At 68.2% G+C, this 12,074-nt stretch carries 14 protein-coding genes; 9 read left to right on the top strand and 5 right to left on the bottom strand.

Annotated elements, in window-relative coordinates:
- The first annotated feature begins 45 nt into the window (after window positions 1-45).
- The 9 genes from rpmH (at window position 46) to ACJ9NR_RS20260 (ending at window position 6,984) form a co-directional block, all read left to right on the top strand.
- Window positions 46-183, top strand: coding sequence for a 50S ribosomal protein L34 (gene rpmH / locus ACJ9NR_RS20300; RefSeq protein ID WP_003956500.1), 138 nt, complete (start codon window positions 46-48; stop codon window positions 181-183).
- A gap of 21 nt (window positions 184-204) precedes the next feature.
- Entirely contained in the window at window positions 205-576 is a 372-nt protein-coding gene (gene rnpA, locus ACJ9NR_RS20295) for a ribonuclease P protein component (protein WP_078912589.1), read from the top strand.
- On the top strand, window positions 573-926 hold the full coding sequence (gene yidD, locus ACJ9NR_RS20290; protein WP_412493992.1) for a membrane protein insertion efficiency factor YidD: 354 nt from the start codon (window positions 573-575) through the stop codon (window positions 924-926). The genes rnpA and yidD overlap by 4 nt, the downstream gene beginning before the upstream one ends.
- A 3-nt stretch (window positions 927-929) precedes the next feature.
- Window positions 930-2,213: a membrane protein insertase YidC gene (yidC, locus tag ACJ9NR_RS20285; protein WP_412493991.1), complete on the top strand. Its 1,284-nt coding sequence runs from the start codon at window positions 930-932 to the stop codon at window positions 2,211-2,213.
- A 15-nt stretch (window positions 2,214-2,228) separates the two neighbouring features.
- A complete protein-coding gene (locus ACJ9NR_RS20280; RefSeq protein WP_412493990.1) occupies window positions 2,229-2,741 on the top strand; it encodes a Jag family protein in 513 nt (170 codons plus the stop codon).
- Window positions 2,742-2,857: 116 nt separating this feature from the next.
- Window positions 2,858-3,574, top strand: a complete 717-nt coding sequence (rsmG, locus tag ACJ9NR_RS20275; RefSeq protein WP_412493989.1) for a 16S rRNA (guanine(527)-N(7))-methyltransferase RsmG — start codon at window positions 2,858-2,860, stop codon at window positions 3,572-3,574.
- A 298-nt stretch (window positions 3,575-3,872) separates the two neighbouring features.
- Entirely contained in the window at window positions 3,873-4,946 is a 1,074-nt protein-coding gene (locus ACJ9NR_RS20270; protein WP_412494107.1) for an AAA family ATPase, read from the top strand.
- On the top strand, window positions 4,943-6,037 hold the full coding sequence (locus ACJ9NR_RS20265) for a ParB/RepB/Spo0J family partition protein (RefSeq protein WP_412493988.1): 1,095 nt from the start codon (window positions 4,943-4,945) through the stop codon (window positions 6,035-6,037). The genes ACJ9NR_RS20270 and ACJ9NR_RS20265 overlap by 4 nt, the downstream gene beginning before the upstream one ends.
- 329 nt (window positions 6,038-6,366) lie before the next feature.
- Entirely contained in the window at window positions 6,367-6,984 is a 618-nt protein-coding gene (locus ACJ9NR_RS20260; RefSeq protein ID WP_412493987.1) for a GNAT family N-acetyltransferase, read from the top strand.
- A gap of 95 nt (window positions 6,985-7,079) precedes the next feature.
- On the opposite strand, the gene trxA is transcribed toward ACJ9NR_RS20260, so the two are convergent.
- From trxA to ACJ9NR_RS20235, 5 genes are all read right to left on the bottom strand, one after another.
- Window positions 7,080-7,412 (bottom strand): thioredoxin, encoded by a 333-nt coding sequence (trxA, locus tag ACJ9NR_RS20255; RefSeq protein WP_412493986.1) that lies wholly within the window; start codon window positions 7,410-7,412, stop codon window positions 7,080-7,082.
- 44 nt (window positions 7,413-7,456) lie between these two features.
- A complete protein-coding gene (trxB, locus tag ACJ9NR_RS20250) occupies window positions 7,457-8,425 on the bottom strand; it encodes a thioredoxin-disulfide reductase (protein ID WP_412493985.1) in 969 nt (322 codons plus the stop codon).
- A gap of 170 nt (window positions 8,426-8,595) precedes the next feature.
- On the bottom strand, window positions 8,596-9,525 hold the full coding sequence (locus ACJ9NR_RS20245) for an anti-sigma factor family protein (protein WP_412493984.1): 930 nt from the start codon (window positions 9,523-9,525) through the stop codon (window positions 8,596-8,598).
- Window positions 9,522-10,247 (bottom strand): RNA polymerase sigma factor SigM, encoded by a 726-nt coding sequence (sigM, locus tag ACJ9NR_RS20240; RefSeq protein ID WP_412493982.1) that lies wholly within the window; start codon window positions 10,245-10,247, stop codon window positions 9,522-9,524. Before sigM ends, ACJ9NR_RS20245 begins: the two co-directional genes overlap by 4 nt.
- A 31-nt stretch (window positions 10,248-10,278) precedes the next feature.
- The gene (locus ACJ9NR_RS20235) at window positions 10,279-12,000 is read right to left on the bottom strand and encodes a protein kinase family protein (RefSeq protein WP_412493981.1); all 1,722 of its coding nucleotides are present in this window, start codon (window positions 11,998-12,000) and stop codon (window positions 10,279-10,281) included.
- Window positions 12,001-12,074: the final 74 nt, after the last annotated feature.

Genomic DNA, 12,074 nt, shown 5'->3' with positions numbered 1-12,074 from the left:
CAGGACGGCACCCGCCACCACCGAGTTGATTTCTGGAGCCCCCGAGTGAGCAAGCGCACCTTCCAGCCGAACAACCGTCGTCGCGCCAAGACCCACGGCTTCCGGCTGCGTATGCGCACCCGTGCCGGCCGCGCGATTCTCGCGTCCCGCCGCAGCAAGGGTCGCGCCCGCCTGTCCGCCTGATCCCGGTCAGGTCATGCCGTCGTGCTGCCCACCGAGAACCGGCTGAGGCGGCGCGAGGACTTCGCGACCGCGGTACGGCGAGGGCGCCGGGCAGGCCGGCCGTCCCTCGTCGTCCACCTTCGTAGCGGTGCCACGGACCCGCACGCACCTGGGGAGAGTGCTCCCCCGACGCGTGCGGGTTTCGTCGTGAGCAAAGCTGTGGGTGGGGCGGTTGTCCGCAACAAGGTCAAGCGCAGGTTGCGTCATCTGATGCGGGACCGAGTAGCCCTGTTGCCCCCCGGTAGCCTGGTAGTCGTACGAGCGCTGCCCGGTGCGGGCGACGCCGACCATGCACAACTGGCCCGAGACCTGGATGCCGCCATCGAGCGGTTGCTGGGAGGGGGCGCGCGATGAAGTACCCGCTGCTGGCTCTGATCAAGCTGTACCAGTGGACGATCAGCCCATTGCTCGGGCCGGTGTGCAAGTACTACCCGTCGTGTTCCCACTACGGCTACACGGCCATCGACCGGCACGGTGCGATCAAGGGCACGGCACTCACCGCCTGGCGCATCCTTCGGTGCAATCCGTGGTCGCTGGGTGGTGTGGACCATGTCCCGCCGCGCAAGCGTCCGCGGTGGCACGAACTGCTGCGCAACGCCTGGCGTGCACGCAAGGGCGGGTCCTCCGCCGCCGAATCGGCCACCGAAGGCAGCGTTTCTTCGAGCCCGGCCGCAGAGACCTCGTCCCATGTCCAAGGAGCATGATTAGTGGACACGATTGCCAGCCTCTTCAGCTTCATCACGACACCCGTTTCATGGGTCATCGTCCAGTTCCACGCGGTGTACGGGAAGATCTTCGGTCCCGACACGGGCTGGGCCTGGGGCCTGTCCATCGTGTCCCTGGTGATTCTGATCCGCATCTGCCTGATCCCGCTCTTCGTGAAGCAGATCAAGGCGACCCGGGCCATGCAGACGCTGCAGCCCGAGATGAAGAAGATCCAGGAGCGCTACAAGAGCGACAAGCAGCGTCAGTCCGAAGAGATGATGAAGCTGTACAAGGAGACGGGTACCAACCCGCTCTCCTCGTGCCTTCCCATCCTGGCGCAGTCGCCGTTCTTCTTCGCCCTGTACCACGTGCTCAACGGCATCGCGACGGGCAAGACGATCGGCGTCATCGACGACCAGCTGCTCGCCAGCGCCCGTAAGGCACACATCTTCGGTGCCCCGCTCGCCGCGAAGTTCACGGACAGCGCCGACAAGGTCGCCCAGCTGGGCGCCACGCTGACGGACGTCCGGGTCGTCACCGCCATCATGATCGTCCTGATGTCGGCGTCGCAGTTCTACACGCAGCGCCAGCTGATGACGAAGAACGTCGACACCACGGTGAAGACGCCGTTCATGCAGCAGCAGAAGATGCTGATGTACGTCTTCCCGGTCATGTTCGCCGTCTTCGGTATCAACTTCCCGGTCGGTGTCCTCGTCTACTGGCTGACTACCAACGTGTGGACCATGGGCCAGCAGATGTACGTCATCCACAACAACCCGACCCCGGGTTCCAAGGCCCAGGCCGCCTACCTGGAGCGTCTGACCAAGCACATCACGCACCACGGCAAGACCCGGCGGCGCAGCGAGCGCACGATCATCAAGGCGATCGTCATCAAGGGCCGTGACCGCAACGAGTTCGAGCGCAAGTTCATCAACGCCCTGAACAAGGCGGGTCTCGCGGCCCAGGCCGACGGCACCGTGGTCAAGAGCGAGAACGCGGCCGCAGACCAGACCGTGACCGAGGACGGTACGCAGACGACCGGTACCGCCGCCCCCAAGCGCCAGCAGCCCAAGCGTCAGTCGAAGTCCCAGCGTCAGTCCGGCGGGGCGAAGCCGGCCGGCTCCGGCTCGCCCACGTCGCTGAGCAAGTCCGACGAGCCCGAGGACGCCAAGCCGGACTCCGCTGCCAAGAAGGCTTCTTCGCAGCCCGGCAGCGGTGGCCGCAGCAAGGCCCAGTCCGGGCAGCGCAAGGGCCCGCAGCGCCCCAAGTCCCCGTCCAAGAAGTAAGAAGGAGCCCATCCCGTGACGGAAGGCACCACCTCCGCTGCTGCCGAGGGTGCAGACACCCTGACCCGCCTGGAGCAGGAGGGCGAGATCGCGGCGGACTACCTCGAGGGTCTGCTGGACATCGCCGATCTCGACGGCGACATCGACATGGACGTCGAGGCCGACCGCGCCGCTGTCTCGATCATCAGCGACACGGGCAGCCGAGACCTGCAGAAGCTGGTCGGCCGTGACGGTGAGGTGCTGGAGGCACTCCAGGAGCTCACGCGCCTGGCCGTGCACCGGGAGACCGGCGAGCGCAGCCGGCTGATGCTGGACATCGCGGGTTACCGCGCCAAGAAGCGTGCCGAGCTCTCCGAGCTGGGTGCCAAGGCCGCCGCCGAGGTCAGGAACACCGGTGAGTCGGTGAAGCTGAAGCCGATGACGCCGTTCGAGCGCAAGGTCGTGCACGACGCGGTGAAGGCCGCTGGTCTGCGCAGCGAGTCCGAGGGCGAGGAGCCGCAGCGCTTCGTCGTCGTGCTGCCCGCCTGATCGGTTCGTAGGTACTCCGGCCCCGTCTGTAGCGCAGGCGGGGCCGGACTTTGTCAGCCTGATAGTTCTGGTGGCCGGCGTCGAGTGCGCCGATGCGGTACGGAAGGACGGTCCCCGTGACGGAGGCAGCGGAGCTTCCCCCCGCGCCCGAGCAGGCGCGTGAGGTGTTCGGCGAGCGCTTCGCGGATGCGGTCCGCTATGCGGAGCTGCTCGCTGAGGCGGGTGTGCAGCGCGGTCTGATCGGTCCGCGTGAGGTGCCCCGCCTGTGGGAGCGGCACCTGCTGAACTGCGCGGTGCTGTCCGAGGTCGTGCCCGAGGGGGTGACCGTGTGCGACGTCGGCTCGGGCGCCGGTCTGCCCGGCATCCCGCTGGCGCTGGTCCGTGAGGACCTGAAGATCACGCTGCTGGAACCCCTGCTGCGGCGTACGAACTTCCTCACCGAGGTCGTGGAGCTCCTGGGCCTGGACCATGTGACGGTGGTGCGGGGTCGTGCCGAGGAGGTGCTGGGCAAGATTCCGACGGTCCAGGTCGTGACGGCGCGGGCCGTGGCGCCCCTGGACCGACTGGCCACGTGGGGCATTCCGCTGCTGCGGCCGTACGGGGAGATGCTTGCGCTCAAGGGGGACACGGCTGAGGAGGAGCTCAAGAGCGCGGCCACGGCGTTGAGCAAACTCGGGGCCGTGGAGACATCGATCCTCCATGTGGGCGAGGGCATCGTGGAGCCGCTGTCCACGGTGGTGCGAGTCGAAGTCGGAGAGAGCCCGGGTGGTGTGCGCTTCGCGGCGAAGAAGGCGAAGGCCGCTCGCGTTGGACGGGCGCGTCGGCGCCGCTGATCCGGCCTGACGACGAGACGTACTCCACACAAGCTGCCAAACCTACGCACGTCGGAGTGTCGCGACAGTTCGGCCCCTGCTGCTGTGCATCGTGTTTCACGTGAAACGTCGCTCACTGCTGCACGGCATCATCAGTCGCGGTCGCGCCGCGGCCGAACCCCGCGACCGCAAGCCTCTCGGGTCCCTCGAGGAGACGGCAACCCGTGGTCCTCGGGCCCCCGTGAGGGGCACGGAGTTGTCCACAGAGGTGGATTTCTCCACAGAAGAACAGGCCTCACTGGTTCGCGACCCCGAAGGCATGGGAGGCTCTGTTCATTGCGAGCCTGAAGTCGAGGAGAGTGAATCCTTGCGGTCCGACGCCAACATCGCGGGACCGATGACCGATCCGGTCCCTGGTCCCCGTACCGAGTCGATCGGGGAGGATGTTTCACGTGAAACACCGCCCCCGATGGACGACACCCCGATCGGTCGTGCTGCCCAACTGGCAGTGGAGGCTCTGGGCCGTGCCGGCGAGGGCCTGCCACGGCCCGAGCAGACACGCGTCATGGTCGTCGCCAACCAGAAGGGCGGTGTCGGCAAGACGACGACGACTGTCAACCTTGCCGCCTCCCTGGCCCTGCACGGCGGCCGTGTCCTGGTGATCGACCTCGACCCACAGGGCAACGCATCCACTGCGCTGGGGATCGACCACCACGCCGAGGTCCCGTCCATCTACGACGTCCTGGTGGAGAGCAAGCCCCTGGCGGACGTTGTCCAGCCGGTCCCGGATGTCGAGGGCCTGTTCTGTGCCCCCGCCACGATCGATCTGGCCGGTGCGGAGATCGAGCTGGTGTCCCTGGTGGCACGCGAGAGCCGGCTGCAGCGGGCCATCCAGGCGTATGAGCAGCCTCTGGACTACATCCTGATCGACTGCCCTCCGTCGCTCGGTCTGCTGACGGTCAACGCACTGGTGGCGGGCGCGGAGGTGCTCATCCCGATCCAGTGCGAGTACTACGCGCTGGAGGGCCTGGGCCAGCTGCTGCGCAACGTCGATCTGGTACGGGGGCACCTCAACCCCACGCTGCACGTATCGACGATCCTGCTCACCATGTACGACGGCCGGACACGTCTCGCGTCGCAGGTCGCGGACGAGGTGCGCAGCCACTTCGGTGACGAAGTGCTGCGGACGAGCATTCCCCGATCGGTCCGTATCTCCGAGGCACCGAGCTACGGGCAGACCGTGCTCACCTACGATCCGGGTTCGAGCGGTGCGCTGTCCTATCTTGAGGCAGCACGAGAAATCGCGTTGAAGGGTGTCGGCGTGGTGTACGAGGCGGCGCATGCCCACATCGGCGCCCAGAGTGATCCAAGCATGGTGGAGGGGATGCAGTGAGCGAGCGACGGAGGGGTTTGGGCCGTGGTCTCGGCGCACTGATCCCTGCTGCACCGACCGAGAAGACGTTGCCCCCGGCTGCGGCGGGGGGCGCTGGTTCCGCGTCGTCGGTGCCGGTGCTGACGAACGACCGCGGGGTGGCCGCGGCGAAGGTGGCCACCCTGCCGCCTGTTTCACATGAAACCGGGGAGCCGTCGGTCAACGGCCACGCGGAGACGCCCACACCTCCCGTGGGGGCCCACTTCGCGGAGATCCTCCTCGATGCCATCACGCCGAACCCGCGCCAGCCGCGTGAGGTCTTCGACGAGGACGCGCTGCAGGAACTGGTCACCTCCATCAAGGAGGTCGGTCTTCTCCAGCCGGTTGTCGTCCGGCAGCTGAGTTCCAGCCGCTATGAGCTCATCATGGGTGAGCGACGCTGGCGGGCCTGCCGTGAGGCCGGTCTTGAAGCGATCCCGGCGATCGTGCGGGCCACGGACGACGAGAAGCTCCTCCTGGACGCCCTCCTGGAGAACCTGCACCGGGCGCAGCTGAACCCGCTGGAAGAGGCCGCCGCCTACGATCAGCTTCTGAAGGACTTCAACTGCACGCATGACCAGCTGGCCGACCGCATCGGTCGCTCCCGCCCGCAGGTCTCCAACACCTTGCGTCTGCTGAAGCTCTCGCCCGCCGTCCAGCGGCGGGTGGCCGCCGGCGTGCTCTCCGCCGGGCATGCGAGGGCGCTGCTCTCCGTCGACGACTCGGAGGAACAGGACCGGCTGGCCCACCGGATCGTGGCCGAGGGGCTGTCGGTGCGGGCGGTCGAGGAGATCGTGACCCTGATGGGTTCCCGGCCGCAGACGACCCAGCGGTCCAAGGGCCCGCGGGCCGGCGCCCGAGTCTCGCCGGCCCTGACGGATCTGGCCACCCGTCTCTCGGACCGTTTCGAGACGCGGGTGAAGGTCGATCTGGGCCAGAAGAAGGGCAAGATCACGGTCGAGTTCGCCTCCATGGAGGACCTTGAGCGGATCCTCAGCAGCCTCGCTCCCGGCGAGGGGCCCGTTCTGCAGAAGAGTCTCCTGGACGGCGAGTCCGAGGAGAGCGAGGCTTAGAAAGCCTGTGGTCGGCGAGGTGTGCTGTGCTCGACCGACCGACGGAGCGGGCCGTGTCCGGTGTGTACCGGAACACGGCCTGCTCTTTGCTTTCAGGCGGTATCGATGCAATCCCCTGGTGGATACGATGCGTTCGGTATGGCGCATCCACCTGGCAGCACCTCTGAGTGAGAGGCAGGGGCCATGCGAACGATGAGCCGCACCGGACTGGTGAGCGCGGGCCTGGGGCTGGGCGCGGTCGGCGGCTTCGTCGGCAGTCTCCTCAGAGAACGGAGCGCTCTGACAGCCGCCCGCGATGCCGCGGGCGAGGGAAGCGAGGAACAGGCTTCATGGGGCGTCGGCTCGTACCGCTCACGCTGGACAACCTTCAGGACCTTCCCCAGCGCTGCCGGGGGTGTGTCTTCTGGGAGTTGGACCCGGTCAGCGGTGAGGCCGCGGTGAAAGCGGGCACGCCCGCTCTGGAGAAGGAAGCGTGGATCTCGGCGGTCCTGCTGGACTGGGGATCCTGCGGCCGCGTCGTCTACGTCGACGATGTGCCGGTGGGCTTCGTGCTCTATGCTCCTCCGGCCTACGTGCCCCGTTCGACGGCGTTCCCCACGAGCCCCATCTCACCGGACGCGGTCCAGCTCATGACCGCCTTCATCGTGCCGGGCTACCAGGGACAGGGACTCGGAAGAGTCATGGTCCAGACGGTCGCCAAGGATCTGCTGCGACGTGGCTTCAAGGCCATCGAGGCCTTCGGGGATGCCCGGTGGAAAGAACCCGCGTGCATGCTGCCGGCGGACCATCTGCTGGCCGTGGGCTTCAAGACGGTCCGCCCGCACCCGACGCATCCACGGCTGAGACTGGAACTGCGGACGACCCTCTCCTGGAAGGAAGACGTGGAGATGGCACTCGACCGGCTGCTGGGGGCGGTGCAGAAGGAGCCGGTACTGAGACCGCTGTGAAAGACGTCCGGAGAACCGGATGGGCCGACCCCGAGGGGTCGGCCCATCCATGTTTCACGTGAAACATGCGCCGTCTCAAGAACGGCGGCACCCGGCTACTCGGCGATGAACGCCTCGAGGTCGCGGACGATCGCGGCCTTCGGCTTCGCACCGACGATGGTCTTGGCGACCTCACCGCCGTGGTAGACGTTCAGCGTCGGAATGGACATGACGCCGTACTTGGCGGCCGTACCCGGGTTCTCGTCGATGTTGAGCTTGACGATCTCGATCTTGTCGCCGTACTCGGCGGCGATCGCCTCGAGGGACGGCGCGATCTGACGGCACGGGCCGCACCAGGCGGCCCAGAAGTCCACCAGCACGGGCTTGTCGTTCTTCAGGACGTCCTGCTCGAAGGAGTCGTCGGTCACGTTCTTCAGGGTGCCGGCCACGGCGGGCTCCTTAACTGGTTGGTGCGTGGGGCGGATGGCGGGGGTCAGACGGAGGTCTTCTCGGGCTCGGCCTGCTCCTCGTCCGCCAGGGCGGCGAGGAAGCGTTCGGCGTCGAGGGCGGAGGAACAGCCGGTGCCGGCTGCGGTGATCGCCTGGCGGTAGGTGTGGTCGACCACGTCACCGGCGGCGAAGACGCCCGTCAGGTTGGTGCGGGTCGAGGGGGCGGCGACCTTCAGGTAGCCGTCCGCGTCGAGGTCGAGCTGGCCCTTGAAGAGTTCGGTGCGCGGGTCGTGGCCGATCGCGATGAACAGCCCGGTGACCGCCAGGTCCGACAGCTCGCCGGTCTTGATGTTGCGCAGCTTCAGACCGGAGAGCTTCTGCTCGCCCTGGATCTCGGCGACCTCGCTGTCCCACACGAACTTGATCTTCGGGTCGGCGAAGGCGCGCTCCTGCATCGCCTTGGAGGCGCGCAGGGTGTCCCGGCGGTGGACGATGGTCACGGACTTGGCGAAGCGGGAGAGGAAGGTGGCCTCCTCCATCGCGGTGTCACCGCCGCCGATCACGGCGATGTCCTGGTCCTTGAAGAAGAAGCCGTCACAGGTGGCACACCAGGAGACACCGCGACCGGAGAGCGCGTCCTCGTTCGGCAGGCCGAGCTTGCGGTGCTGGGAGCCGGTGGTGACGATGACGGCCTTCGCCCTGTGGACGGTGCCCGCGGTATCGGTGACGGTCTTGATCTCACCGGTCAGGTCCACGGCGACGATGTCGTCCGGGACGAGTTCCGCGCCGAAACGCTCGGCCTGGGCACGCATGTTGTCCATGAGTTCGGGGCCCATGATGCCGTCCCGGAAGCCCGGGAAGTTCTCCACGTCGGTGGTGTTCATCAGGGCGCCACCGGCGGTGACAGCGCCCTCGAACACCAGCGGCTTCAGCGACGCGCGCGCGGTGTAGAGCGCCGCCGTGTAGCCGGCGGGCCCGGAGCCGATGATGATCACGTTACGGACGTCGCTCACGGCTTGGTTCCTCGTCTCTGGACTGCGTCGTCGGACCTGAGGGGAGCTTCTCTCGAAGCTCTCATCCCACCCAACGGATCCTAAGGGGCGCGCATTCCCACCGTGTCCGGGCACACGGGGACGCCACACCGTAGGGGATACCACGCAGGAGTGAGGCCAACCGTGTCCGCTCAGGGACGGCTGTAGGAGTGCTTCAGAAGCACCTTCGCCTTGGCTGAGGACGGATGGGTCACACAGGTCGCGTCGACGACGTACGCGGTCACCCTCGTACCGACGGAGGCGTCGGGCATGACCACGAGAAGCGCGTCGGCCCCCTTGTACGTTCCCTGCTCCGTGGCGAGGGCCGGGTCGTTTCGTCCGATGCCCTTCTGGACGCAGGCCGGGACCGTGGGCTGCTTGAAGACCCTGGGTTGGTTGGTGCCGCCTTCCACACCGAGGCTGTGCGGGGCGCGGGAGCCGATGCTCTCACTCTGGCCCTTGAGGAGACCGGCGACCTGGCTGCCCAGCTTGGCCTCCGAGAAGGTGTCCGCGGCGGCGGACTGCCGGCCATGAGCCTCGGGAGAGGTCGCAGGGCCGTCGTCCAGCGTCGACAGCAGGACGGTGCCGAGGCCCAGTGCGGCGACGGTGAAGACGGTGCCGAGGACGACGATCCTGCGGCGTCCGCTCCTCGAGCGCTCGCCGCGCTTGCGGTTGCGGCCGGGCCCGGTGGTGGAGGCGCGGGGATGTCCCGTGGGACGGTCCGGCGTCGATGTTTCACGTGAAACGGGCCTGCCGTCGCCGTCGTCGGTCGGGGAAGGGGACGCGTCGACGAGTGCTGCCGGAGCGTCCGTGTCATCGGGCGCCGTCGCGTGCAGCAGCGCCTCGGCCGCGAGAGCGGCATCGATCCGCTCGGCGACATCGGTGGGCATGCCCGGCGGGCCCGGCACGGCACCCAGCAGCCCCCGGACCTCCTCCAGCGACGCGTGGACGTCCGCGCACAGCTCGCACTCGTCCAGGTGCTGCCGTATGTCGGCGGTACGGGACGGTTCGAGCAGTCCTTCGGTGAGGTCGGAGATCTCGGTGACGTCCGGGTGCCCGGCCATGTCCGTCGTGGATGTCACGCTCGCCCACCTCCGCCCTTCACTGCGGCTGAATCGCTCGGCCCGGTATCGCGTGGACCGTGGGTCGGCGGTCCCGCTGCCGGTGGGACGGATGTCCCCTGCGTCCGGTTCCGCCCCTCACCCCGTTCCCTCTCCTCGCCGGCGTTCTGCGGACGTAGATGGGTGAGCAGCGGCAGCAGTCTGGCTCTGCCACGGGCGCAGCGGCTCTTCACCGTGCCGGTCGGCACATCGAGCAGGCGCGCGGCCTCGGCGACCGGGTAGCCCTGCATGTCGACGAGGACGAGGGCGGCCCGTTGGTCGGGCGGCAGGGTGCCGAGGGCTTCCAGCAGCTGGCGGTGCAGATCGTTGCGCTCCGCAGGGGCCGACGCCTCCTCGTGCGGCTCCAGCAGCTGCTCCAGCCGCTCGGTGTCGTCGACCGGGGAGGTCTTGCGGGAAGCGACCTTCCGGGCGCGGTCGAGGCAGGCGTTCACCGTGATCCGGTGCAGCCATGTCGTGACCGCCGACTGGCCGCGGAAGGTGTGGGCGGCCCGGTAAGCGGACACGAGGGCGTCCTGGACGGCGTCAGCGGCCTCCTCGCGGTCTCCCAGGGTCCGCAGGGCCACCGCCCAGAGGCGGTCGCGATGACGCCGCACAAGCTCGCCGAAGGCGTCCGGGTCGCCTTTCACATGACGGGCCAGGAGGTCCTGATCGCTTGCGTCGCCGTATGGGCTGTCATCTGCCATCGGACCCCCTCCCCTGGGATGCGGTACCTGGTCAGCCGGTGAACTTCACGTCCGTGATGGCCTGTTTGTAGCCGGCGCCGCTGTAGCCGTCCCGAGGTGCCTTCGGGACGTCCGTGATCCACAGCAGCACGTACTGGGTCTTCAGTTTGTTCGAGGCCTTCACCGTGAGAGAGGTGCTGCTCGTGGTGGCGGTTCCGATCTCCTTCATCCCGTCGATCGACGTCGAGGGGGACAGGGAATCGGTGGCATACAGGTGGACCGTCGTGTGGTCGCCTCCGTACCGGAGCCCTATCGTCGCCGTCGAGATCGTCTGGGCGGAGTTGAGCTGGTAGACGATGCCCACGCCCGGCTTGTACGGCGCGAGCTTGGGACCGGAGTTGTAGCGTTTCGTCCGCCAGTAGGTGGAGCTGCTGCCGTCGTACGTCAGCTTGACGTCCTCGGGCGCCTGGAGGGATCCCTCGACGGCGTACTCCTGCGCGTCGGCGATCTTGAGCGGCCTGACCGGAGCGCTCTTGCCGCCGCCCTTCTCGTTGCCGTCGGTCGTCTGCGTCTTGTTCGTGCCGTCGGACTTGCCGCCGTTGTCCATGAGCGCGTCGGCGAGCTGCCAGCTGCCCAGGCCCAGAGCGGCGATCAGAAGACCCGACACGGCCCACTTCAGTGCCTTGCCGGTACGGCTCTGCAGCGGGGCCGGAGGCGCCGGCACCGGCTGGGTGGCGCCGGGATGCGGCGCGGGACGGCCGTACGTGCCCTGCTGGTAGGTGGTGCGCTGGTACTCCGGTGGCGTGGTGAAGGCGGGCTCGGGCGGGCGGATGCGGGGCATCTCACCGATCGCCTTCACCAGTTCCTCCGGCGTCGTGCACGGCGACTCGTGGCGGGAGGCGGTCGCCCCGTCGTTGGCGAGCGCGCGCATGGAGAGCTCGGACAGACCCCGGTGGACGTTGGCCCGCACCTGATCGGGCGCGATCAGGCCGACGTCCTTGGGCAGCCCCGACAGGCCGTAGGCGTCGTCCTCGTACGGCCAGCGCTGCGTGAGTCCCGCGTACAGCAGCGCGCCGATGGATTCCGTGTCGGTGCGCTGCGGGGTGGCGGAGCTGATGCCCCGGAGGGCGGCGCTGACGGCGAGACCACGGATGCGCCACTGACCGCTGGAGGTGCGCAGCACGGCGTTGGGGTTCAGCCGCAGGTGGGCCAGCCCCTCACGGTGTGCGGCGGCCATCGCGGAACCGATCTGGCTGACCATCTGGTAGGCGTCGTGCGGCTCCATGGGGCCGGTGGCGAGCAGAGTGGTCAGTTCGGCGGCGTCGGGCAGCCACTCGTGGACGACGTAGACGAGTTCGTTCTCCTCGACGGCGTCCAGCACCTGGACGAAGCGAGGATCGCCGAGCAGCGCCGCGGAGCGGGCCGCGGCCAGTACCGAACGCGCCCGCGCATGGTCCGCGGGCAGCACATGGACGCCGACGGCACGGCGGAGTTTCTCGTCCACGGCACGCCAGCTGCTGAATCCGTCCAGACGGGTGACGCACTCCTCGAGCCGGTACCGTCTGGCGAGCTTGTGACCGCTGTGCAGCTCGGGTGGTGAGGCCTTTCCAGGACCCTCGGTCCCGCCGCTCCCCTGTGCCTCGTCGATGTCCGTGTCCCGCTCCCGGTTCTTGGCCACCCCGTCGGCCGTGGACTGGTCCGCAGACTCTGCGGTCAGCGGCTTGTCACCGCTGTTGTCTGCCACGTCGACGGCAGCCGTGCTCCGTTCCGCCACCGTCGTTCCTGCCTCCCCATTCATTGCGCGCCGACCGACTTCCGAGCGCGCCGTCCGACGCCGAAACCAATTGT

The organism is Streptomyces sediminimaris, assembly GCF_047049295.1.
Lineage (GTDB): Bacteria > Actinomycetota > Actinomycetes > Streptomycetales > Streptomycetaceae > Streptomyces > Streptomyces sediminimaris.
The sequence above is the reverse complement of the archived record's forward strand: the minus strand, read 5'-3'. Positions and strand labels throughout refer to the sequence as shown.